The following is a 23705-nucleotide window of genomic DNA, read 5'->3' as shown; positions in this document are numbered from 1 at the left end:
AATCAGAAGGCGGGAAATTTCCTATCCGCCTTCTGATTTTCTACACTTCTGCCTTATAAGGGCTGGTTATTGAGAAACTCCCCCAATTTCCGGTACACCGCCACAAACTCCCCGAATGTCAATTCCTCGGAATGGGTTTCGTTCACATCAATACAATATTCTATCTCCGTTTCCCCGCCCTCTTCCTGAGAAATGCGTTTACTTATCCACGGTATAGTTCTGATAGCGGGCAGCCTGCCGTCTTCCTTTATTTCAAATGTAATATCGGGTTGTGATTCTTGGGGGTAGTCTGCAATGTCCCAACATACCCTTTTATCCCCATTTTCCCCGAACACTTTCAGGAAATCCGATATGATACAGGCCATCCTTTGCATTTGTCCGGCAGGGATACCCTCTGAATCCGCATGTAAGTCGCCAAGGCTGTAATTAACGTGGAAATGGTTTTCATCCCCGTATAAATCAATATTCTTGCTGATACTGATGCCATATCCGTCATAGTCTTTCATCTTACATTGGAATGGTGATTTTTCCCTTTCGATAAACCGTTCCATCGTTTTGTAAAGTTCTTTTATCTGAGGATAAAGCAGCCCGTAGATTTCTCCGTCACCGATGGTCAGGCAATATCCCGTGCCTTCGGCCGCCAAACGCTCCTCCCGTTCCTTGTGTTTCCGCTCCCTTTCCTGCTCGTAATTAAACAGCCGCTTTAATTCCTTTTCCTGGGTCCGGAAAAAGGCCTGCATGTTATGGGTTAGCTCATTCCATTCCGAAAGCAGACAGGCGGATACGGTAAAACCGTGCAATGTTTCAATCAGACGCTTGCTTTCCTCTTCGCCGGGTTTGCCGTTGGCAAGGTACCACGCGCAGGCTTTTTGTATGATGCCACAATCAGTAAGCCACGGGCGCTCAAAAGAGATAAAGAGACGGCCTAAACGACGGAAGCTGTCATGAAGCACTACCAACGGTTTGGGGGCAGTCATGTCGGCAGCATGATTTTTCAGGCTTTTTTCCAATTGGCTGAAAAATACGGATTCCGAGGGTGTCAGGTTAAATTCCTGCTCTTTCTTCGGCTCTTGCTGTATAGCCTCTGGTGAAACCGGACGTTTTTCTGTGTTTTCCATTATATACCTCCTTCCTGATTCGTGGTTTGTGATTCGGGAGAGACTTCGGGAGAAGCCGCATTGAGCAGACTTTCGGTTTCCTGTAGCATACGCCGGTAGTATTTGAGAAAGAAGGAGGCCAAACCCCGGTAGCGGTTAAGGGTAAACTGGAAATCGGACCAGCTTGTCCACGCTTCGATGACTTGCTGCCGCTCTTTGCGGGGTATATTATCCCCGGTAAGATAGGAGAAACAGGCTTTTTGCAGGGCAGGTATATCTTCTGCCCACGAACGCTCCAAAAATGCCAGCATTTCGGCAAACCGTTCGGTCCGGCGTTTGAAATTGATTAACCAGGCGTCGTCGGATAGTTCGGGCGTGGCATCCGGATTGAATAGCAACTGATGGTGAAGATAATGTTTTCTCACCTCGGTTTTTTCCTTGCACCGTGGTTGCTCGGTTACTTGAGGGGCGTTTAATGTGTCATTAACGGACACGGTATTTTCTTCTTGGTTCATGTTTTGTCAATTAAATGGGTTAATTACTGTGGTTTATTTTTTGAGATTTAATACATATTCCAATACCTATACATATTATTTCAACACATATAGGTGTGTAAATTGTTTCCAAAAAAAACCTTTATTTGTAAAAATATAAAGGTTATGAAATCAGCTATTGAATTATTTGTTAGCCAAAAGGTTAAAGAATATAGAGATAAAAGAAATTGGAGCCAGCAGTATTTAGCTGATTGTATAAACCTTTCCGCATCTTTCGTTTCAAATAGGGAAAATCCAAAGACTGACGATGCTTTTAATTTAGACCATATTGATGCATTAGCAAAAATATTTGAATGCAAAATATGGGATTTATTACCTCAATATCCTATTAACGATAAAAAGTCGCTTTAGGGTGAACGTACCAGTGTCATAACATTTCTATGTTTAAGGCAGAAAAAACGGTTCCGCCTGACCCGTTGAACGTCACCTCAGAGAAGCCGGGTGCCTATTACAGGACACCCACGGGAGGGGAACCGTATATGAGGTGACAGGCAAAAAAATGCCTGCCACACGATAGAAGCAGGTTCCTGCCTCTCTGAGTTATGACGTTCGTTGCAAACATAAGAAATGCTCTGAACATACCAAAATATTTTACCAAAAATCTTTTCTTTACAAACCAATAGAGAGGTTATAAAAATGTCTCTTTGCGTCCCCCTCACATCCTCCATCCTCTTTTCTTTTTCTTCCTCTTGCGCCTTTGTTCTTCCATCCATAGCGGCTCCGCATAGTCGGGAACGGGATTCGATGGGAGATTCAACAAACCGCCCAAACCTCCCGTTTCATGTTCCTGCCATCTTTCAATACTTTCCGCTTTTTGGCTGCCATTATATGCCTGCCTGTAATTCCAATCCTTATTTTCATAGATTAGATTTACGCTTCCTGTCTGCTGATTCTCCGTAAATTTTTCCTGAAACGCATTCGCAGCAAACTCTTTCCCCAGCCTTGAACCGTTCAGTACAGTCCGCCTCCCGTGGTCTATGAACGTCACTCCGTAAATCCTCCCGCTTTCATTCTCCCGGAAAACCACGCCGATGCCTTTTGCCTTTAGCTGTTCTGTAAAATCTTCCCTGTTCCTGGCTTGTGGCATCACTTGTTTTAACATAAGGTACAGCTTCTCCCGAATCCGTTCCTCCCGGATAAGCTGTGCCGATTCTTTGAATCTCTCCTCCAAAGCCTCACATCCCACCGATTTTCCGAACAGGGAAGATTTCAAAGGTGTTCCCACCCGTTTCCCGTTGTCATCCGTAGCCACATAGAGTAAACCGTGGTAAGGTCTGCCGTAAACGGCTCCTTTCACTTCCTCCACCGTCACATTAAACAACTCCAGCAAGGTGCGGAACTCCCCGAAGGACTGGAAACGGTAGTGCTCAAACAGGTATTTTACAATGTTACCAATCTGGTGTTTTACGTCTCCCCGCGGATAATCCAGTTTCTTCAATTCGGGCGTGTCTGTCCGTTCTTCCTTGCCCGCCACATGCAGTCCGTATTCCTGTTCCAACCTCCGGCATATCTCCATGGAACGCCTGTTCTCAAAGTCGCTCTTTATCTTCTTTCCGCTTTCGTCCACCCGGACACTTACAACGTGGAGGTGCTGGCGGTCTATATCGGCATGCTTAAAGACGATATACGGCTGGTTGCCGTATCCCATTTCCTCCATATACCTTTGTGCCATTTCCGATAATTCCCGGTCCGTTACCTTGTCTTTCGGGTCGGGATTGAGGGAAATGTGGATAACAGGTTTCTCCGTCCGCCTGTTGGCAAAGAGATAAGGGGCAAAGGAACGCATACATAGTCCCAGGTCAAAACGATTGTCGGGAGATTCAAGCATGTTGTTTTGCAGGAGAATTTCCGCCTTTCCGTCCTCCGCTTTCAACCCGTTGTATTTTAAAACCCCGTAGATGGATTTACAGCCTGTAATCTTCGCAATCATATTGGAGAAGTTGCTGGATTTGTTGTTTCAGTTCGTGATTGGCTTTCACCAATTCAATGATTGCCTGTTCAAGGGGATACAGCAGGCGGAGTGCTTTTTTACGCTCAAAATGTTGAAACAGGTAGTCCATGACCTGATTGTAGTTGTTGCCTATTGCCTTGACTTGTGCAGGAAAGGAACTGAGCTTGACAATGAAATCATGGAGGGTTTTGTCGTAGTGGATTATCTTCATGGGGGTATTGAGCACCTTATCCGCGAGGAATTCCGAGCGGGATTTCTTTCCGGAGCGTTCAAAAAGGGTGAGGAACCGGATGTTTTCTTCTGCGGTAAAACGGACTGCCACGCGGTGGATTTTCTTGTTTTCTTTGCGTGGACGACCGACTTTTCTTTTCCCGGATGCGGGTGTTTGGAGCGTAGTAGTGTGTTTTAAATCGGTCATGGTTTTAGTTTTAATTGTACTTTTAGTCTTCATTTTCATTCTGTTTTTCATTTCTATTTTATTGTCATTTCTATCTTAATTTCATGTGGGGTACGACTTGGGAGTACCCCTTTCCCGAACAAATTGTGAGGGCGAGTTTCGAGGCACTCGAAGAATTTTGAGGCACTCAAAATACAACTCGCTATTAGCTGACGCTAATAAAATCCGCCAAAGGATGGATTACCAATGAACTGATAAGCGGAGGAAGGAAAACCCTTCACTCTGTGTTATCGTTCGGAGACAAAATTAGGGGGCTTATTGCTGTGGGATTTGCTTTCCGGGTGTGCCAACTACGACCAACCTGTGCCAAATGCTGCCAGTTAGAGAGGAAATATAATAATTGGTAACATTCTTCCACTTATTTATTACCATACGAACCAATAAAGGATGGTTGGTTGCAATATACGAGCGTTGAGTGAAACCAACCAACGGAAAAACTGTGAATACTTGCAATATCCCGCCCAACGTTGTAATCACCCAATGGCGGATTATTGGTACGTTGGGCGGTTGGTGCATACAATAAAGAAATCAGTGCCAACCGCTACCACTCTGTGCCAAATGCTGCCAGTTGTCCGGAAAATGATACAAGTCGTTTATTTACCTACTGATTCAAATAACGACAGAAATATGAAACGACAAAAACAGCGAATTATATCATTACAAATTCACCGGACTAATCATCTGTTGCAATGCAACACCGATGTTTTGTGTACCCAATATAGTGAAGACGTAGTGTCGTATAGATTTACTGTCGTATTGTTGTACTGACGTATTGTTGTATTGAATAATCCAACTAACCATACAATTATATGGCTATATATTAAGAAAAGAAAATAAGAAATACTTTCAAGGTGCGAAGGGAGAAATTGTTGTAAAAGCCGGAAATAACCCATTGGGGTTATTCTGACTTTTTCAAGGATTTCGCGAGAGGACGGGAAGTTACGGAGCCCCTCCACCCGGCTCAGGTTAACTTCCCGGACAGGGGAAAAATATAAAGAGAAGAAATGATTCAGAATAAATCAAAAATTTCAGACAAAATATACAATAAGAAAAATACTTCCTTCTTGAAAAAAGAAAACTAATAAATTTTTAGGGTCCCTAAAACATAATCCTTTTATCAGAAAATATTTTTTTGCATATTTTATAATACCGACTATTTTATCTCAATATATCAGATTTTTCATATCTTTATGGCAAATATCGTCCTATCAAGATGTCTGTGCACATGAATGGAATAAAAGAAAAAGGAATTAACAAATCTGGCTGATAAAAAACGGTAAGAGTTTCAGTATTGTCAATGCCTATGTATGCAACCGCCGTCAACCCAGTCTCGAACAGCTGTTCGAGATTGCAAAAGTTCTTCAGGTGGATCCGAAAGATTTGATTGAAAGTAAATAACGAATAAGATATGGAAATCCAAATTCAGGGAAATAAAATATATTGTCCGCTCAAAGATAAATGGTTGATTACTACTCCGGAAGAGCAGGTTCGTCAAATATACATTTGCCGGTTGGCAAACGAATACCTGTATCAAGGAGAACAAATGGGGCAGGAAATAACCGTTGCTAATGGGCATCGTGGGCAGGGAAAGGCGCGTGCTGATATTGTTGTGTGGCGCTCCAAAGAAGATAAACAACACAAAAAAAGTCCGTTGATAGTAGTAGAGTGTAAGGCTGAAACGGTTACTATCCACGAAGAGGATTATTATCAGGGATATAACTATGCAGCATGGGCCGGAGCTGATTTTTTTGTGACCACAAACCAGAAAGAAACACGCGTTTTTCGCGTTGTTAAAGGTCATATGCCCAAACGCCTGGAAGAAATTGTGGATATACCTAAAGCAACGGATAACGGAAAGAAGATAAAAGAGTTATTAACACAAACCAAAGCGTTTACGCGCGACGAATTTTCAAAACTGTTGTTTACCTGTCATAACATTATTCGGAATAACGACAAATTGTCTCCGGAGGCAGCGTTTGATGAAATCAGTAAAATTTTGTTTATCAAGATTCGCTACGAACGGAAAAATACCGGTGCACAAATTTTCTCCTTGGATGAGTTCAAGAAATTAAAAGGGGCATATGAGGCGGTTCAATCTCGTGACAGTCGTCCGTTTTATCAACAGTTGTTCGAAAATACCAAAGAGGATTTTGCCAAAGACGATCTGTTTGAACCCAATGATACGATAAAGATTAAAGAGGCAAGTTTTGAGGCTATTGTTGAGAAATTACAGGTTTATAATCTCTCCAGTACTGCGGATGATGTGAAGGGCATAGCCTTTGAAAAGTTTCTCGGTCGTACATTCCGGGGAGAACTCGGTCAATTCTTCACGCCTCGTACCATTGTTAATTTTATTATCGATATTCTCGACCCACAAGAAGGCGAAATTATTTGTGATCCGTGTTGCGGTAGCGGTGGTTTTCTTATCCGGGCATTCGAGTATGTCCGTGAAAAAATTGAGCATGATATTCAGTTGGCGAAGAATTGTTTGAAAGAGCAACTTTTAGGCGATAATTTCGAATCGATGTCCGATAAGCGAAAAGAGAAAATCTCTGAACAGTTGGCAGTTTATTTTCATCAACTGAATACGGAACTCGATACACAAAATCCGGGCAGTCGTGTCTATGCACTTTCTCATAACTGTATTTTCGGAACGGATGCGAATCCTCGTATGGCACGTACAGCTAAGATGAATATGATCATGCATGGGGATGGCCATGGGGGCGTACATCATCACGATGGATTACTCAATGTGAACGGCGTTTTCGAAAATCGTTTTGATGTCATCCTGACTAATCCTCCCTTTGGGGCTCGTGTAGAAAAATCGCTGTTGGTTACAGATGCCGATCGGTTTAGGAATCAGGAAAAGATAAAATATTATATCGGTCTTTATGGCGATGACTATATCAACGCTATGAAACAGATAACGGATCATATCGGAACGCCCGTTATCGATTTGTTCCGTGCAGGACAATTGAGTGGCTTGACGGAGGTATTGTTTATCGAGCGTTGTATTCGACTACTCAAACCAGGAGGCCGTCTGGGAATTGTTCTGCCCGAAGGTGTACTCAACAATACCAATTTGCAAACCGTCCGGGAACTTTTTGAGGGAATGGCGAAAATTGTGCTGATTACGTCGATTCCGCAGGATGTATTTATGGCATCGGGGGCAACTGTGAAACCCAGCCTGTTGTTTTTCAAGAAATTCACTATGGAAGAACGCTTACAATTCGATGAAATAAAACAGATGGCGACCGAAAAGATTAAGGCTAAATACCAAAAACAGCTCGAAGCACTTGAAACATTTTTATCAAGCCGGAATCCGGCCAGCGAGAAAAATGTGAAACGAACAGAAAAACGAACTTTGGATGCGAAAATTGCCTCTGAAATATGGGAAATCGTCAAAGAAAAATTCGATTATACAATTCCTATTGCCCAAGTGCAGAAAGCAGGGATTACGACGACCGGAGCAGCTTGTGAAAATGAATTGGTTGATCTCGTACAAGAGTACACCCCCTATCGAAAGGCTAATCACCTGTGGACGACTAAGGAATTAAAATACAAGTACGACATCAAAGAAAAGAAAATCATCCGTATTGATCAGGACGGAAATACGAAAGAGTTATGACCACCGCAACCACATATAAGTTTTTAGATTTTGTAAGTTTTTCCGGGCTTTACAATTGGAGTGTACAATACTTGAACGAGTCGAAAATTCAGTTTAATGAAAAATATCCACTGGTTAGAATCGGAGATTTTCTTACTCGCAATAAAACTGCCATTGTTATACAAAACGACAAGGAATATAAGCGTGCTACGATTAAAATTCGTAATGGAGGAATATTTTTGCGAAATATTCAATCGGGAGATAAGATTGGAACTAAAAAACAATTTCTTCTTACAAAAGGACAATTTTTACTCTCCAAAATAGATGCCCGTAATGGTGCATTCGGAGTAGTTCCAGAAGAATTGGATGGAGGTATTATTACTGGTAATTTTTGGACATTTGACGTAGATTACAACCAAATCAATCCTCATTATCTTGCCCTACTAACCACAACCAACTCTTTTATCGAATTTTGTGCACAGGCAAGTAATGGTACTACCAATCGTCATTATTTACAAGAACCTTTATTTTTAAATATAAAAATTCCTTTGCCTCCATTAGACAAACAAAATGAGTTGGTAAAGCAATATAATGATTTGATTTTTTTTGTCAAGATGGAGAAAATGAAAATTATTGATCTCGACGTCAAATCATCCAACGCAGTGATAGAAGCTCTTGGACTTCAACCTTATCCGGGATTACGAACGAAAAAGCTTCTACAGTTTTCTCAATTTAAGAATTTAGATGTTTGGAGTGTTGAACAAACTTTATATCCAAGTATTTCTCCATATGGACAAAGCAAATATAATTGTAAAAGATTATCTCAATTAGCATTGATAAATCCGAAAACCGACCTATCTATCCTGCAAGACGATGACGAATTATCATTCATCCCAATGGAAGATGTTTCTAATGATTATGGTGAGTGGAATAGAAAAAAGGTTGGAACAAAATCCCAAACCAAGGGTTATACGAAATTTCAGAATGGAGATATTATTTGGGCCCGAATTACTCCTTGTATGCAGAACGGAAAATCAGCATTAGTTGATAATTTAGTTAATGGAAAAGGATATGGTTCAACAGAATTTCATGTTATTCGGTTGGTTAGCAACAAGGTTATGCCACAATATATACATACTTTGTTGCGTCATCATTTCGTTTTATATGATGCTATGAAATATTTTACAGGTTCTGCCGGTCAACAACGTGTCCCTGCGTCATATTTATCCAATTTGCTTATTCCTTTGCCGCCTTTGAATATACAGCAAAAGATAGTAGACAATTATAATGAAGCCATCCAGATTGTTAAACGTGGATATGCAAAAATCAATGAATATACATATAATATCAAAACAAATTTCGAAACCCAAATTTTTGAATAAATATGAATTTAGCTCTAATATTAGGTTCACTCATAGAGAAACAGAAAACACGATATCCCAGTTAGAATATCAACCAACCTTTTCCCGAAGTTGGGGGATATTATGATGATAAAGATTTATATGAAACGTGCTAATTTAATTACTATCCGGACTGTTGGGAGGGGCATTTAAATTTATATCCTTGATTAAAGAATAGAGTTATGGCAAAATCATTTTCTGAAATAATGCAGGAACAAATAAGAAACATTAATGCATTTGCATTAACAGCCGATAAAATTCAATCGGTATTACCCCAAATACCTATCTTGCCATTGAAAGAAGCTCCTCAATGGGTGCCGATGCTTCCTGGAATAGCGAAAATAGCCGATACGACACCAGCTTTTTTGTTTGGTGGTGGAAGGAAACAAATGCCAACCAAAACTACTATATCCAAGACAAAACAAATTGAATCTGAGCCCCTTAATCCATATGCCGGACAATATTTTAAGTTGCAGGAATTTGAGATTATTACCCGCTATAAGAACCTGGAGAAATTGTACATTGATTTCCGGAGTACATCATCTTATTGTACATTCATCGGATTGAACGGTTCAGGAAAAAGCAATATAATCGAAGCTATAAGTGCCGTTTTTTACAGCCTCTATCGGTTAACGGTGTTAAGAAGCCCCAGAAAAACCGACCAATGTCCGTTTGACTATAGAATATCGTATATATACAAAGAGCATTTGATTGAGATTAAGAACGGGAAAACAAAAGACGGGAAGAAAGTCACGGAAGATATTCTCCCCAAAAATGTTATTGTCAATTATAGTGGAGAAGAGGACCGCCTATGGAGACAATATTATGAACCCATTTATTTGAAGTTCTGTAGCAAACTGACGGATGAATCGCAGCGGTTTGAGACGCCGCAGATGCTTTACGTCGATAGATATTGCTGGGAAATAGCACTATTAATATTATTATGTTCTGAAAGTGAAGATATTAAAATATTTGTAAGCTCTCTTTTCGGTTCAGTGCGGAATATATCGTTTGAATATAATTCGGAAGCATTCAAACATTGGGAACAGAATTTTGCGAAAGTATTTATCGATGAATTAAAAAAGCGTGAGTCATATACTATTGAAGAGTTGCGGGCACTCATTCAAAGCATTGGTTTTATAGATAACGAAAGAACATTATTTCTGTTACTTTATCAAGCAACCGGACCTGAGGATGATTGTTTAATTTCCGGCATAGACATTGAGTTCGAGAATGGATGCAATGTAGAAGGTTTGAGTGAAGGTGAAAAGAAATTGATTTTAGCTTATACCATACTGCATGTTTTGGCAACAGAAACCAGCTTAACGATGTTCGACGAACCGGATTCACACGTTCATATCGCACGTAAATCCGAATTGGTTGAATTACTGAATACAGAAAATCGTTATAGTATAGTATCCACACATTCGCCAATCTTCATAGAAAAAATGCCCGATATGAATATTCGTTTTTTGAAAAACGGGCATCTCGAAAATGTTGAAAAGTTAAAGTATATAGTAGAACTCAGCGGAGGTAAGGTAAATTATTTGGACGGGGCTTTTATACTCTCTTCAAAATATGTTTTGATTGTAGAAGGAGGGACAGATATTAATTATATCAAACGGGCAATAGAGGTTTTTAGCACCCGGGATAATAAATATAATTGTCTGAAAAAACTATCCTACTTACCCCAGGGAAGTGCAGATCATACGGAAAATTTCTATCGGGAAGTTATTGTAAAGGCATTAGAGCCTATTGAACGGGTTCTGTTTATTTACGATCATGATAAAAATGGGAAAAACGGATATAGTGTAATCCATAAATACAAAGCTGATCAGCCTAAAATTGATGCCATTTATTATCAGCCAGACTATTCATTTCCTCTGGAGGAAAAGGCTCTTTTTTATGTTGAGGATTTGTTTCCACCGGCAGCTTATCAATGTATTTTGGATGAATTAAAAAGTATTTCTCATTACAATGATTTCAAGAAACGTACACAGAGTACTTGTAATGCAATAAAATGTCATATTGAGGAGCATTATGCTGACGAAGCTTTCAAGAAATATTACGATAAATTTAAACCTCTTTTAGACTACTTGGTAGATTATTTTTTCCCGGAACCAATAATAAGCTCAAATTTATATTCGGAGGAGATGTTGCTACAGGGAAAAAATAAAGACATCGTACACCTGTATGAAGCATTGAAAACATCAATAACTGCCCGGAATAATCTTATTACCATATGTCCACTTAAGCATTATGTAGCATTGAAAAATGAGGAGGGCCAGAATATTCTATCCATAGAAATACAGTCCAAAAAAATCCTATTATTTATAAATAAGAAGAAAGGTACACTTTTGGATAAAAACGGATTGACAATGGATGTATCTGATAAAGGACATTTGGGAAGTGGTGATTATAAAATAGAAATAACGTCGGTTGATAATATTCAGTCTGTAATAGAGCTTTTGAGCGAAGAAATTTTTTAATTTTCTTTAGAATGACGGTTCATACTATTAATCTGACTGTTCATTCGGTGATAGCAGAATGAGAAAGTAGAAATTCCACATACATCATTCAGAATCTCTATTTATGTTTGTCATATTGTGTATCCTTATAAGGAATAGTCTAATTTCTTTATTTTTTCGTTCAATTCTCTCAATCTTTCTATTAAATCGTCAAATGACACCGAATTACCATAAATCATGTGGAGACACATATTTTCATAGTCGGCTTTCCAATACTCAATGATTTCTACAGGAGGGATGATGCTGAGGGTTGTCGGATATAATGTGTTGTAATCAAAACCACGCAATCCAATGAAAGTACGACGGTGTTCTATCACCTGTCGGTAAAGTTGCTCATCATTAATAGCCCGTTCTCCTATGGGTGTTTTCAAAATCTGTCCTATGTCATATATGTGACGCGACATTCGTTCCGTACGTATCAATTCTTTCATCTTGGCAAATTCCTCATGTAGCAAGAATATTTTCTCTAAAAAGGTACGTTCTGGAAGAACTGCACGAATCTTGAATGGTGGACTTATGAATGCAGCTGTTGGATATGTTTCATCAATAATTGAGCATACTTTACTTTCCGCAACAGGTTCACTCATTGACCTGCCACTAATTTCAATTTTTACTGCATTCTTAATATATGGATTTATTTCAAACAAGGACGGATAGACCACTTCTATTACTTCCGGATCAGTCGTGGTTATTGGTGTGATGTTTACATTAACATTAAACATGTCAGCACTCAAACCGTAATTCAAAATTGCATCTCGCAATTCATTTTGTAAGGTCTCACGCACAAAAGAGCAAGCAGCACGACGAAGTCTGTCACTGATTTGTGTCTTTGAAAGCGTGCCACCAAATCCTAAAAATTCGCGGTCGATAGCTATATCAATATCCTCAGAAAACCTGTCAATCAAATGCCAGCACTTACTAAGCGAAGTACCACCTTTAAATGAAAGATATTTTGAATAAGGCAATGAATAAAGTGACCGGAGCACAACACATACCCACCAATCTTTTTCTATCAAGTTTGCATTAATTCCTGTTTGTGCAGAAGTTTGCCGGAAAATAAGCCTACGCTGTTCATCGGTTAATTTATAGAATTCCATAGCGTTATTAATATTTTGCGGACCCATATCGGAGCTAAAGAAATATCCTTAGCAAAATTTTCTTTGCTGACATTTTTTAAGTGTGATGCTAAAATTGCTGTCTGTTCTTCTGTTATCATCCCCTCGCCGATAGCTCGCATTGCGGAAACAATCAGCATCATCAAATCAGACTGATAAGCTAAAACTTTTAATTCGGAAGTATGCTTAAACAATATACCTCGTCCTTGCCCCACTGCAATTCTCCGTTGCGAACCATCCGTCAAATAAACAGCATTTGCAGGAACTTGTGTTGATAATCCTAACTTATTCAAAGCATAGTCACCCGTCGGAACTATCCTTGCTTTATCACGTTGTGCTATAGCATTGGCAATCTCATCCAGACTTGGATAGATGATACCGAGTCCCAATTCCTTGTCATATCTCGGATAATAGTAAATCCCCTGGGCTAAACGAATAATCAATCCTTTCTTGTTCAAGCGCAAAATAGCCTTCTTTACCGCCTCCGGAGTACCATAATCTGCATAATCAGCTGAAAAAAGTATTTTCCCCGCCGGTTCCACTTTTATAGCCTGTTCAATGATATTTATAGTACTATTAATCATATTTTCAATTTCAGTATGACACAAAATTATAATAAATTTGGGACAAAACAATGATAGATAAAAATCTGTCGGCAATTAGGACAAATATTTCAGTTTTGTACCCCAAATACTGGAATTAAATTATTAAAATAATATCACCATTAGTTTGATTTCCCCGATGAATCCACTATATTTACACTCGTAGACGAGAAATGGCAGACATAGAGATGTCAGTAGGAGCTATGAAGTGACAAGCTTTCGTTACAATTTCGTTACAGATTGAAATTTTGAAAAGATAAAGAGCTGTATTTTAAAATATTAAGTGCCATTAGGAACAGGTTCCGTCCGCACCGCTTAATAAAGACGAAAAAACAAGAAAAGTCCTGAAGTTTAATACTTTGGGACTTTTTCTTTTTCCCCCCACCCCTGCAAAAAGTACCCGAATCCGGCAGTTGCCACGGGCTTAATCGTTGGACTTTCCTGAGAAGAAAAAAGTCCAACGATTTAGGTTCTTCTTCTCTGTTTTACAATGTTTTGCGTATCGACGTCCGGAACAAAGAAACCTAAGTTTGTACCATTAAAAAAGTTTAAAACATGGGAGAAGAAAAAAGACGTTCGACATTCAGCGTTTTGTTTTACATCAAGAAGCAGAAACTGCTGAAAAACGGTGAGGCACCTATCTGCATGCGCCTCACAGTGAACAAGCAGAAAGCTGAGATTATGATTAAACGGAGTGTTCCGGCAGAGTTATGGAATCAAGCCAAGGAGTGTTCCAAAGGGAAAGACCGGGCTTCTATGGAACTTAATTACTATATCGGAACTGTACGGGCTAAAATTTTGCAGATTCACCGCGAGCTGGAAATGGACGGCAAGGAAATATCCGCTACCGTTGTCCGCGACAGGTTCTACGGACGGGATAAAGTGCAACGTTCCCTGCTGGAAGTATATGCCGAGCATAACGAGAAGTGCAGGGGATTAATCGGGAAAGAGTATTCCCCGGCTACCGTGGAGAAGTTTGAAACATCTATCCGGCATTTAAGGATGTTTATCCGCTCGCAGTATCATCGGGAAGATGTGTTTCTGAATGAAGTGAACGGGCAGTTTATCCGGGATTTTGAATACTGGCTCAAGACTACCATGAATTGCCGGAATAATTCCGCACTAAAACATTTGAAGAATCTGAAAAAGGTTATCCGGATTGCCTTAGCCAATGAGTGGATGACGAAGGACCCGTTTTACGGCATCCATTTCAAGATGGACGAAGTGAATATGGAGTTCCTTACCAAGGAGGAATTAGAGGTGTTAATGAACAAGGAGTTTTCCATTAAACGGCTGGAGCAGGTGCGGGATGTCTTTGCTTTTTGCTGTTTTTCCGGTATGGCGTTCTCGGATGTCTGCCAGCTTAGCCGGGAGCATCTTGTAAAAGACAATAACGGAGCATTGTGGATTAGGAAAGCCCGGCAGAAAACGAAACAGATGTGTAATATCCCTGTCCTCTCCCCTGCCCGAAGGTTGATTGAGAAGTATGCGGATTGTCCCGAATGCGTGGAAAGGAATGTCTTGTTTCCGGTGTTGAGTAATCAGAAGATGAATGCCTACCTGAAAGAGATTGCCGATTTATGCGGGATTCAGAAGCGGCTAACGACACATGTTGCCCGGTATACAGCGGCAACGAGTGTGTTTTTGGCCAATGAGGTGAGTATGGAAAATGTGGCGAAGATTCTCGGACACGCCAATATCAAAATGACACAGCATTACGCGAAGGTACTGGACCAGTCGATTATGCGGGATATGGGAAAGGTGGAAAAGTGTTTTTTAAAGGAGTGTGTATGATGGAAAGAGGAATTATTACTATCAGTGAAACGGGGACAGTTGTAGTGCCGGATGTTCCCGTGTGGATGACTTTACCGGAAATTGCCGATATGTTCGGTGTGTTTGAATACGATGTCCGCAAGGTTATCAAATCCATTTACCGGAATAGAGAACTGTATGGGTTTGAAACGATGAAGTATGTGAAACAAGCCGACGGAATCAGTTATGATGTGTATAGCCTTGAAATGGTGATGGCGGTTTCGTTCAGAATACAGAGCAAGAAGAGCCGTATGTGCCGGCAGTTTCTGATGAAACGGGCCTGTTCCGGGAAGGATAACACTATTACGCCTCCGGTGTATTTTCTGATATACAAGGACGATTCTAACCGACAAGGGCGGGATAAAGGAAATTGGTATAATTAAATAAGTTGATTCTTTCCGTCACTTGTTCCCGCTGTCCGGATGCAAAGATGGGTGTGTTTTCTGTTGACAACTGCAAGGTCGGGCGGCAGTGCCGTTTCGGATACAATCTTCCTCCTACGGAGCGTATTCTATCCGAAAACCTTGCATTTGTCAGCGACACACCGGGAAAGGCATCCGACAACGGGAACAAGCGACGGAAAGAAAACAGAAAAAACAGCTTACACAGGACATCTCGGCAGGATGTTATCCGGTAAGCTGTTTTTCTTTTTAAGGATGGCTGACGCCATACAGAAGGCAGACGGAGAACTGCGCTCCTTCAAGAAAATCAGAAAGCACCTTTATCTTTCAACCGGAATGCTTCACGATATCCCACTTCCAACATCCTTTCAATGTCACTCTCCCGGTATAAGATTTTACCACCCAACTGGATATAAGGAAGGCGACCTTCGTTCCGGTAATCCTGTAAGGTCCGCCGGCTTACTTTCAGCCGGGCGGAAACCTCCTTGTCCGTCAGATAGTGTTCGCCGTTTAAAAGAGGACGGCTATTGGTGGCAAGGTGTTCTATTCCCTCTGTCATCCGTTCAAGACTTTTCATGAAATGAGTTACCTGTTCATTGTTTTTCGTTATCAGTTCATTGTTCATAGGCATTTAGTTTTGGTTTGTTCTTCATTCATGCTTTTCAAATCGTTTTGTTCCTGAACCCGGCTTCTTTTCGTTTGTTCTCCACAACAGAAACAATACGCTGGACGTCTCCGACTTTGTAGTAGATTTTGTGGTGAATCTGGCTGTAAGCTAAGGTACCGTTATCCCGAAGGGTCTGTAAGGTACGGGGACAGATGTTGAGTATCCGGCACACGTCCTGATTGTCCAGCCATTCTCCCATGCCTTTGTCACTGTTCCGGAGACAAGCATTTTCTATCCGTTTGACAAATTCATCAAATTTCGCGGTCATTTCCTCAAATGTTTTCTTTTCAATGGTGATTACTTCCATACATTTTACTGGGTTAAGTGTGAGTACTAATTATATTTCGTCTGCGAAGTAAAGCGCTTTTATTCAGATTATCATACATATCGGGCGAACTGGCAGCATTTGGCACAAGGTGGTTGAGGTTGGCACTGATTTCCTTATTATATGCACCAACCGCCCAACGTACCAATAATCCGCCATTGGGTGGTTACAACGTTGGGCGGGATATTGCAAGTATTCATACAATATACATATATCGGACGGGACAGCCACCTTTCCGTTGGTTGGTTTCACTCAACGCTCGTATATTGCAACCAACCATCCTTTATTGGTTCGTATGGTAATAAATAAGTGGAAGAATGTCACCAATATTATATTTCCTCTCTAACTGGCAGCATTTGGCACAACATGGTAGCGGTTGGCACAGCGGGAGAGCAAATCTCACTGCAATAAGCCCCCTAATTTTGTCACCGAACGATAACATCGTGTGAGGAGTTTTCCTCTCTCCGCTTATCAGTTCATTGGTAATCCGCCCTCCGGCGGATTTTATTAGCGTCAGCTAATAGCGAGTTGTATTTTGAGTGCCTCAAAATCTTTCGAGTGCCTCGAAACTCGCCCTCACAACTTGTTCGGGAAAGGGGTACTCCCAAGTCGTACCCCATATATATAACCATCAAAATTGAACGAAAACCATGACCGATTTAAAACAGGAAACTATGCCACAAACACCCCCATCCGGGAAAAGAAAAGCCGGTCGCCCTCGCAAGGCAGACAAGAAAACACACCGTGTTGCCGTCCGCTTTACCGAAGAGGAAAACATCCGGTTCCTCACACTCTTTGAACGCTCCGGAAAGAAATCCCGCTCAGAGTTCCTCGCAGATAAAGTACTCAATACTCCCATGAAGATAATCCAATACAATAAGACTCTCCATGACTGTATCGTCAAGCTCAGTTCCTTTCCTGCACAAGTCAAGGCAATAGGCAACAACTACAATCAGGTCATGGATTACCTGTTTCAACATTTTGAGCGTAAAAAAGCACTCCGCCTGCTGTATCCCCTTGAAAAGGCAATCATTGAATTGGTGAAAGCCAATCATGAGCTGAAACAACAAATCCGACAACTTCTCCAACATGATTGCGAAGATTACAGGCGGTAAATCCATCTACGGGGTTTTAAGATACAACGGTTTGAAAGCGGAAGACGGGAAGGCGGAAATCCTTCTGCAAAACAATATGCTCGAATCTCCCGACAACCATTTTGACCTGGGACTATGTATGCGTTCCTTTGCCCCTTATCTCTTTGCCAACAGACGGACAGAGAAACCAGTCATTCACATTTCCCTCAATCCCGACCCGAAAGATAGGGTAACGGACCGGGAATTGTCGGAAATGGCACAAAGGTATATGAAGGAAATGGGATATGGCAACCAGCCGTACATTGCCTTCAAGCATACCGACATTGACCGCCAGCACCTCCACGTTGTAAGTGTCCGGGTGGACGAAAGCGGAAAGAAGATAAAGAGCGACTTTGAGAACAGGCGTTCCATGGAGATATGCCGGAAACTGGAACAGGAATACGGACTGCATGTGGCGGGCAAGGAAGAACGGACGGACACACCCGAATTGAAGAAACTAGATTATCCACGGGGAGACGTAAAACACCAGATTGGTAACATTGTAAAATATCTGTTTGAGCACTACCGTTTCCAGTCTTTCGAGGAGTTCCGCACCCTGCTGGAGTTGTTTAATGTGACGGTGGAGGAAGTGAAGGGAGCTGTTTACGGCAGACCATATCACGGATTACTCTATGTGGCTACGGATGACAACGGGAAACGGATAGGAACGCTTTTGAAATCTTCCCTGTTCGGGAAATCGGTAGGATACGAGGCTTTGGAGGAGAGATTCAAAGAATCGGCACGGCTTATCCGGGAGGAACGGATTCGAGAGAAGTTATACCTTGTGTTAAAACAGGTCGTACCGCAAGTCAGGAACAGGGAAGATTTTACAGAACGGTTGAAAGAAAAAGGCATCGGCGTGGTTTTCCGGCAGAATGAGGACGGCAGGATTTACGGGGTGACGTTCATTGACCACGGAAACCGGACGGTACTGAATGGTTCAAGACTGGGGAAAGAGTTTTCAGCGAACGCGTTCCGGGAAAGGTTTACAGAGAACTGCCACACCGAAGGACGGAGCCTAAGTCCGGGAAATAAGGAGTGGAATTACAGGCAGGCATACAATGGCAACCAGAAACCGGAACGTTTTGAAAAGCGGCAGGAGCATGAAACGGGAGGTTTGGGAGGTTTGTGGAATCTTCCGTTGAATCCGGTGCCCGATTATGCAGAACCGCTATGGATAGAAGAACTAAGGAGGAAAAGGAAGAAAAAGAAAAGAGGATGGAGGAGATGAGAAGAAATTTGTAGATATTTCTCAAAAATTGACATTAAAGCATTTTTCTCAAAAAATGAATGTGTTTTATCTAAGTGTGCATATCTTTGTACTTGTATTATAAATATTGGTATATGCAAAAAATTATAATAAGAAATTTCAGACAAATAAGTTATGCAGAAATAGAAATTAAAGATTTTCTTTTTCTGATAGGAGAACAAGCAAGCGGAAAAAGTACAATTGCTAAATTAATTTATTTTTTTAAGTCTCTAAAACAGGATTATTTTAATTTGTTATACGAAGCTAATAAATGCCCTTTAGGAGAATTACAGAAAAAACTAATAAATAATATCCAAAATAAATTTGCAATATATTTCGGATATACATCAAGATTGAATGATGATTTTTATATCCAATATCTTTTTTCAAGCGAAAAAGGGTACAAATTGACTTTATTTAAGGAGAAATCACTGCAAATAAAATTTGATAATGAGTTTTGGGATTTCATAAGTAAGAGAACTATTCTGTTACAAAAGCAAATAGGGTATTCTAACAATAATAATAAAGTAAATTTTGTTTTACAAGAAAAAGTGAAAAATGCCTTAATAAAGAAAATAACCGAAGAAATAAATAAAATATTCTTCGATGAGAAAGAGACTTTGTTTTTTCCTGCAGGGAGGAACATTACAGTTTCATATCCTGAACAATTTCAACTGTTATTTTTTGGTGAACTTAAATCTGCATTATATAACAATAAAGAAACAAATACTATAGATATAAATTTGATTAAAGAGTTTGTTAGCTATTCTAAGTTTCTGGCAGATTATTTTAATGGAGTGAGAGAAGATATAGAAAACACTCCCTTTAGACAACTAGTGTCAAGCATTATATCGCAAATTCTACATGGAGATTATAAAAATGAGAATGGTAAAGAGAAAATTTTCTATAACGAAAAGGAGTTCGTTCCATTGAGTATTTCTTCTTCTGGACAACAAGAAGTTATACGTATAATTCAAGATGCCATATATATATTGAATGAAAAACAAAAAGCATCACGTATTATAGAAGAACCAGAAACACATCTTTTCCCTAAGGCACAAAAAATGTTGATAGAATTGTTGATTTTGGTTGCCAACAAAACCAATAGCCAACTTATTATTACAACGCATAGTCCATATGTGCAAGCGACATTTAACAATATGCTGTATTATACGAAAGTTGTTAAAACCCAGCCAAGTAAGAAAAACGAAATTGAGAATTTCTTTTCAACAGAAAAATTAAAAACCGCTGCTAAAGAGTGTATGAATATTGATCCAGAGAAATTTCAAGCATATGCATTAGAAGTTAGTTCTGAGATATATTGTAAATCTATTCTTGATGATGCAACACAACTCATTGGGGATAATTTTATTGATGAAGAAACAGAAAATCTTAATAACGAATTTGATTTTCTATACTCCATAATCTAAAATATGAGAAACAACTTTTGTTCGAAAATACAAACAATTTATACGTCTAATCCTTATACGATAGAACGTCTTTTTGATTCATCTTTGTATGCCTATGACTGTAAATCTTCTAAACGTACTTTTTTTACAGCATCTGATACGAATAAGGATAAATCATTAATAATAATAAATAAAAGAAACAATGAAATAATTCATATTTGTATTGATGGCGGTATAATAAAATATGGCTTAGAGGATTATGTAGGGGATGGCATTACGAGAGGTCGATGTGATTGCATGATTTTTGATGATAATAAATTGCTTTTAGTTGAATTTAAGATGGATGTTGAACCCTTGACAAGAGATAAAACGCTATGGAAGAATTATAGCCATGCAATGAAACAAATAAAAGACTTTTTTATTTATCTAAAAGCATCTTTTTTACAAAAAGGAAATGAATTACACAAATTCTATTCGGATGATAATATAATTCCTATTATTTGTATGAAATACAACCCGAATGTACATCATAGACGAAATGTCCAAAGAAATAATGAGAAAGAGAAATTTAGACAAGAAACACAATTAAAAATACAGACTATATGTGAATATGAATTTCTCTAAAAACCAAAAAGTGATAAAATTTTGTAGATTTTATTACTCTTTCGTCTTTTTTAATTTTCATTTCTTGATTTCATTTTTCTCAAAAAACGAAGGAAATACTTTCCCCTTAACAACTAAACTAAATTAAATTCCACTTTTTTATTTTGTTTTTATTAAATCAGTACCTTTGTCTTATATCCTTTAAGCGGATATCAGAAAGAATATTTTGTGCAATAAACCGTAGAAGAAATAAGTGACTATTAATTCTTTGAAAGAATATAAGGTGTGACAATATATGTTGATTGTAAAAAATAACAGCAAGAACAAATAGTATGGCTATTAAAAAATCGGAATTATATAGTACCCTTTGGAAAAGTTGCGATGAATTACGCGGCGGGATGGATGCAAGCCAGTATAAGGATTATGTATTGGTCATTCTTTTCGTTAAATATATCAGTGACAAGTCGAAAAATGATCCGGATTATATTCTTGATATTCCTCCCGGGTGCTTCTTTGACAATTTTATTGAATTAAAGGGCAAGAGCAACATTGGTGAAGAGGTTAATAAGAAATTAGCTGCTATTGCGGGAAAGAACGGTTTGGATGGCGTGATTAATGTGGCAGATTTTTGTGATGAGCAGAAGTTAGGAAAAGGAAAAGACTTGGTGGAAACACTAAGTAACCTTATCGGTTTATTCCAGTTTTCCGGCCTTGATTTCGGAAAAAACAGAGTTTCAGATGATGATTTAATGGGAGATGCCTATGAGTATTTAATGAAAAACTTTGCCACGGAAAGTGGAAAAAGCAAAGGTCAGTTTTATACTCCGGCAGAAGTTAGTCGCGTCATAGCTAAAGTATTGGGATTAGACAGAGCTTCCCTCATAACGACTACTATTTATGATCCGACCTGCGGTTCGGGTTCGCTGTTATTGAGGGCTATGGCAGAAACACCCAAGGGGGCGACTCTTTACGGACAAGAAAAAGATATTGCCACTGCTGGTTTGGCAAAAATGAATATGATTCTGCATGGAGTCACAGACGCCGATATTAAGCAAGGAGATACCATAAACAATCCTCAGCATAAATCTGCAAGTGAACGCAACACACTCCAGACTTTTGATTTCGTGGTTGCTAATCCACCCTTTTCTACAAAATCCTGGCTGAAAAGTGCGGAAGAAGAGGATGAGTATGGACGTTGGAATAGCACAATTGGCATTCCTCCGGAAAAGAACGGTGATTATGCTTTCTTGCTACATATTATCCGTTCGATGAACCGCAAGGGGCATGGAGCTTGTATTTTGCCGCATGGAGTATTGTTCCGGGGAAATGCGGAAGCTCAGATACGAAAACATCTTCTGACAGAGAAACGGTGTATCAAGGGGATAATCGGACTGCCGCCCAATCTTTTCTTCGGGACCGGGATTCCGGCGTGTATTATTATTCTTGATAAAGAGAATGCCGCAACCCGGAAGGGTATTTTTATGATAGATGCAAAAAATGGCTACATCAAAGACGGAGCAAAAAACAGATTACGTGAACAGGATATACGGTTAATTGTCGATACTTGGAACGCACAGAAAGACATTCCACATTATGCCCGTTTTGTGCCATTGGAAGAGATAGAAAGGAACGGCTACAATCTGAACATTCCCCGTTATATCGAAGCTGCAGATTCTGAAACGTTACAGGATATAGAAGCCCATCTCCGAGGGGGATTACCCGGCCATGATATTAATCAGTTGCAGGCTTATTGGGATGTTTGTCCTTCCCTTCGTTCTGCCCTTTTTTCTCCGCTTGAGGTACGCCCTGGTTATTTTTCATTAAATTGTTCTCATCATGCTATTGGTGAAACGATACAAGGGAATGCCGATTTCTGCAAACAAGCTGCATGGTTTAAAAATAGTTTGTATTTATGGTACAGCGAGCATAAAGAATTTCTTTACCATCTGTCTGTCGGAATAAATCCCAAATCTCTCATTGACAAACTCAGTGATTCTTTATTACAAATATTCCAGAAAGACAAATCACTTGTGGATGCTTATGATGTGTATGACCAATTACTGAATTACTGGGCGGAAACCATGCAGGATGATTGTTATCTGATTGCTGGTGACGGTTGGAAAGCGGAATTATACACACCACAACCTGCCGCAAAAAAAGGAAAATCCGAAAAAGAAAAGAAAGCTGCGGCACCGGAGGATGTTGTGTGTGATTTATTGCCGGTAAATATTGTAATAGATGTCTATTTCCCGGAATTAAAACAGTTACTTCTGTCCGAAGAAGAAAAATTAGCTGATACTGAGAACAAATTGGCTGAACTCCTGGAAGAATACGGAACAGACGGATATCTAGATGAAGATAATTTTTCTGATGGAAAGTTGAGCGATAATAGCGTGAAAAAGCGGATGAAGACGCTTGATTCCGAAAAAGATGCGGAAGAACTTTCGATTCTATGGTTATATCTAAAACGTAAAGAAGATATTGCAGATATAAAGCGGGTTATCAAAGCAACAAAATATGAACTCCTGATTAAACTTATTGATAAGTATAAAAATCTTTCCGAAGAGGAAATTAAACGGCTGGTCATTGAAAAGAAATGGTACGCAACGCTTTCTTTACGTTTGGACGAGGAAATGCAACGTGTAAGTCAAAATTTACAGAATCAAATTTCTGCACTGAATAACCGATATGCACAAACGCTTTCTGAAATCGATGAGGAGTTATATTTATTGGAAAATAAAGTAAAGGAACATCTTTTGGAGATGGGGTTTGATATAAATAGATAATTATAAAGG

The 23705-nt window shown here is 39.7% G+C and carries 19 protein-coding genes; 11 read left to right on the top strand and 8 right to left on the bottom strand.

What is annotated here, in order from left to right; genetic code table 11:
- Positions 1-53 precede the first annotated feature (53 nt).
- Complete coding sequence (locus tag D1136_RS10020; protein WP_161877499.1) at positions 54-1118, bottom strand: hypothetical protein; 1065 nt, start codon at positions 1116-1118, stop codon at positions 54-56.
- Positions 1118-1612, bottom strand: coding sequence for a hypothetical protein (locus D1136_RS10015; RefSeq protein ID WP_161877498.1), 495 nt, complete (start codon positions 1610-1612; stop codon positions 1118-1120). The genes D1136_RS10020 and D1136_RS10015 overlap by 1 nt, the downstream gene beginning before the upstream one ends.
- A gap of 144 nt (positions 1613-1756) precedes the next feature.
- Between D1136_RS10015 and D1136_RS10010 the strand changes: the two genes are divergently transcribed.
- The gene (locus tag D1136_RS10010; RefSeq protein ID WP_161877497.1) at positions 1757-2002 is read left to right on the top strand and encodes a helix-turn-helix transcriptional regulator; all 246 of its coding nucleotides are present in this window, start codon (positions 1757-1759) and stop codon (positions 2000-2002) included.
- Positions 2003-2306: 304 nt separating this feature from the next.
- Here the strand turns inward: D1136_RS10010 and mobB (D1136_RS10005) are convergent, their stop codons facing one another.
- Positions 2307-3581 carry a conjugal transfer protein MobB gene (gene mobB, locus D1136_RS10005; protein ID WP_161877496.1) on the bottom strand — a complete coding sequence of 425 codons (1275 nt, stop codon included), beginning with the start codon at positions 3579-3581 and terminating at the stop codon, positions 2307-2309.
- Complete coding sequence (locus tag D1136_RS10000) at positions 3556-4053, bottom strand: MobA protein (protein ID WP_161877495.1); 498 nt, start codon at positions 4051-4053, stop codon at positions 3556-3558. Before D1136_RS10000 ends, mobB (D1136_RS10005) begins: the two co-directional genes overlap by 26 nt.
- Before the next feature lie 1414 nt (positions 4054-5467).
- Here D1136_RS10000 and D1136_RS09990 point away from each other — a divergent pair.
- The 3 genes from D1136_RS09990 (at position 5468) to D1136_RS09980 (ending at position 11555) form a co-directional block, all read left to right on the top strand.
- Entirely contained in the window at positions 5468-7687 is a 2220-nt protein-coding gene (locus D1136_RS09990; RefSeq protein WP_161877494.1) for an N-6 DNA methylase, read from the top strand.
- Positions 7684-9048: a restriction endonuclease subunit S gene (locus D1136_RS09985; protein WP_161877493.1), complete on the top strand. Its 1365-nt coding sequence runs from the start codon at positions 7684-7686 to the stop codon at positions 9046-9048. Before D1136_RS09990 ends, D1136_RS09985 begins: the two co-directional genes overlap by 4 nt.
- Before the next feature lie 911 nt (positions 9049-9959).
- Positions 9960-11555: an AAA family ATPase gene (locus D1136_RS09980; RefSeq protein ID WP_237567051.1), complete on the top strand. Its 1596-nt coding sequence runs from the start codon at positions 9960-9962 to the stop codon at positions 11553-11555.
- Between the two features lie 125 nt (positions 11556-11680).
- On the opposite strand, the gene D1136_RS09975 is transcribed toward D1136_RS09980, so the two are convergent.
- Both D1136_RS09975 and D1136_RS09970 read right to left on the bottom strand, forming a co-directional pair.
- Positions 11681-12691 (bottom strand): nucleotidyl transferase AbiEii/AbiGii toxin family protein, encoded by a 1011-nt coding sequence (locus D1136_RS09975; protein ID WP_161877491.1) that lies wholly within the window; start codon positions 12689-12691, stop codon positions 11681-11683.
- Complete coding sequence (locus D1136_RS09970; protein WP_161877490.1) at positions 12673-13293, bottom strand: DUF6088 family protein; 621 nt, start codon at positions 13291-13293, stop codon at positions 12673-12675. The genes D1136_RS09975 and D1136_RS09970 overlap by 19 nt, the downstream gene beginning before the upstream one ends.
- 573 nt (positions 13294-13866) lie before the next feature.
- On the opposite strand from D1136_RS09970, the gene D1136_RS09965 reads away from it, so the two are divergent.
- Both D1136_RS09965 and D1136_RS09960 read left to right on the top strand, forming a co-directional pair.
- Positions 13867-15105 (top strand): site-specific integrase, encoded by a 1239-nt coding sequence (locus D1136_RS09965; RefSeq protein ID WP_161877489.1) that lies wholly within the window; start codon positions 13867-13869, stop codon positions 15103-15105.
- Positions 15105-15506: a hypothetical protein gene (locus D1136_RS09960; RefSeq protein WP_237567052.1), complete on the top strand. Its 402-nt coding sequence runs from the start codon at positions 15105-15107 to the stop codon at positions 15504-15506. The genes D1136_RS09965 and D1136_RS09960 overlap by 1 nt, the downstream gene beginning before the upstream one ends.
- A gap of 325 nt (positions 15507-15831) precedes the next feature.
- On the opposite strand, the gene D1136_RS09955 is transcribed toward D1136_RS09960, so the two are convergent.
- Positions 15832-16149 (bottom strand): helix-turn-helix domain-containing protein, encoded by a 318-nt coding sequence (locus D1136_RS09955; RefSeq protein ID WP_161877488.1) that lies wholly within the window; start codon positions 16147-16149, stop codon positions 15832-15834.
- Between the two features lie 37 nt (positions 16150-16186).
- Positions 16187-16498, bottom strand: coding sequence for a helix-turn-helix domain-containing protein (locus D1136_RS09950; protein WP_161877487.1), 312 nt, complete (start codon positions 16496-16498; stop codon positions 16187-16189).
- Between the two features lie 692 nt (positions 16499-17190).
- Between D1136_RS09950 and D1136_RS09945 the strand changes: the two genes are divergently transcribed.
- The 5 genes from D1136_RS09945 (at position 17191) to D1136_RS09925 (ending at position 23696) form a co-directional block, all read left to right on the top strand.
- Positions 17191-17631 carry a MobA protein gene (locus D1136_RS09945; RefSeq protein ID WP_161877486.1) on the top strand — a complete coding sequence of 147 codons (441 nt, stop codon included), beginning with the start codon at positions 17191-17193 and terminating at the stop codon, positions 17629-17631.
- On the top strand, positions 17606-18880 hold the full coding sequence (gene mobB, locus D1136_RS09940; protein ID WP_161877485.1) for a conjugal transfer protein MobB: 1275 nt from the start codon (positions 17606-17608) through the stop codon (positions 18878-18880). The genes D1136_RS09945 and mobB (D1136_RS09940) overlap by 26 nt, the downstream gene beginning before the upstream one ends.
- 113 nt (positions 18881-18993) lie before the next feature.
- Complete coding sequence (locus D1136_RS09935) at positions 18994-20328, top strand: AAA family ATPase (protein WP_161877484.1); 1335 nt, start codon at positions 18994-18996, stop codon at positions 20326-20328.
- Between the two features lie 3 nt (positions 20329-20331).
- Complete coding sequence (locus D1136_RS09930) at positions 20332-20931, top strand: hypothetical protein (RefSeq protein WP_161877483.1); 600 nt, start codon at positions 20332-20334, stop codon at positions 20929-20931.
- 311 nt (positions 20932-21242) lie between these two features.
- Entirely contained in the window at positions 21243-23696 is a 2454-nt protein-coding gene (locus tag D1136_RS09925; protein ID WP_161877482.1) for an N-6 DNA methylase, read from the top strand.
- Positions 23697-23705 lie beyond the last annotated feature (9 nt).

Origin of the sequence: Odoribacter sp. Z80 (genome assembly GCF_009935865.1) — a bacterium.
Taxonomy (GTDB): Bacteria; Bacteroidota; Bacteroidia; order Bacteroidales; family Marinifilaceae; genus Odoribacter.
The sequence above is the reverse complement of the archived record's forward strand: the minus strand, read 5'-3'. Positions and strand labels throughout refer to the sequence as shown.

Coding starts and splice junctions, on each gene's coding strand:
- D1136_RS09935 (WP_161877484.1), top strand. CDS start 18,994: ATGCAAAAAATTATAATAAGAAATTTCAGACAAATAAGTTATGCAGAA.
- mobB (WP_161877496.1), bottom strand. CDS start 3,581: ATGATTGCGAAGATTACAGGCTGTAAATCCATCTACGGGGTTTTAAAA.
- D1136_RS09960 (WP_237567052.1), top strand. CDS start 15,105: ATGGAAAGAGGAATTATTACTATCAGTGAAACGGGGACAGTTGTAGTG.
- D1136_RS10020 (WP_161877499.1), bottom strand. CDS start 1,118: ATGGAAAACACAGAAAAACGTCCGGTTTCACCAGAGGCTATACAGCAA.
- D1136_RS09965 (WP_161877489.1), top strand. CDS start 13,867: ATGGGAGAAGAAAAAAGACGTTCGACATTCAGCGTTTTGTTTTACATC.
- D1136_RS09925 (WP_161877482.1), top strand. CDS start 21,243: ATGGCTATTAAAAAATCGGAATTATATAGTACCCTTTGGAAAAGTTGC.
- D1136_RS09990 (WP_161877494.1), top strand. CDS start 5,468: ATGGAAATCCAAATTCAGGGAAATAAAATATATTGTCCGCTCAAAGAT.
- D1136_RS09970 (WP_161877490.1), bottom strand. CDS start 13,293: ATGATTAATAGTACTATAAATATCATTGAACAGGCTATAAAAGTGGAA.
- D1136_RS09975 (WP_161877491.1), bottom strand. CDS start 12,691: ATGGAATTCTATAAATTAACCGATGAACAGCGTAGGCTTATTTTCCGG.
- D1136_RS09985 (WP_161877493.1), top strand. CDS start 7,684: ATGACCACCGCAACCACATATAAGTTTTTAGATTTTGTAAGTTTTTCC.
- D1136_RS09950 (WP_161877487.1), bottom strand. CDS start 16,498: ATGGAAGTAATCACCATTGAAAAGAAAACATTTGAGGAAATGACCGCG.
- D1136_RS10010 (WP_161877497.1), top strand. CDS start 1,757: ATGAAATCAGCTATTGAATTATTTGTTAGCCAAAAGGTTAAAGAATAT.
- D1136_RS10000 (WP_161877495.1), bottom strand. CDS start 4,053: ATGAAGACTAAAAGTACAATTAAAACTAAAACCATGACCGATTTAAAA.
- D1136_RS09930 (WP_161877483.1), top strand. CDS start 20,332: ATGAGAAACAACTTTTGTTCGAAAATACAAACAATTTATACGTCTAAT.
- D1136_RS09955 (WP_161877488.1), bottom strand. CDS start 16,149: ATGAACAATGAACTGATAACGAAAAACAATGAACAGGTAACTCATTTC.
- mobB (WP_161877485.1), top strand. CDS start 17,606: ATGATTGCGAAGATTACAGGCGGTAAATCCATCTACGGGGTTTTAAGA.
- D1136_RS09980 (WP_237567051.1), top strand. CDS start 9,960: ATGCTTTACGTCGATAGATATTGCTGGGAAATAGCACTATTAATATTA.
- D1136_RS09945 (WP_161877486.1), top strand. CDS start 17,191: ATGCCACAAACACCCCCATCCGGGAAAAGAAAAGCCGGTCGCCCTCGC.
- D1136_RS10015 (WP_161877498.1), bottom strand. CDS start 1,612: ATGAACCAAGAAGAAAATACCGTGTCCGTTAATGACACATTAAACGCC.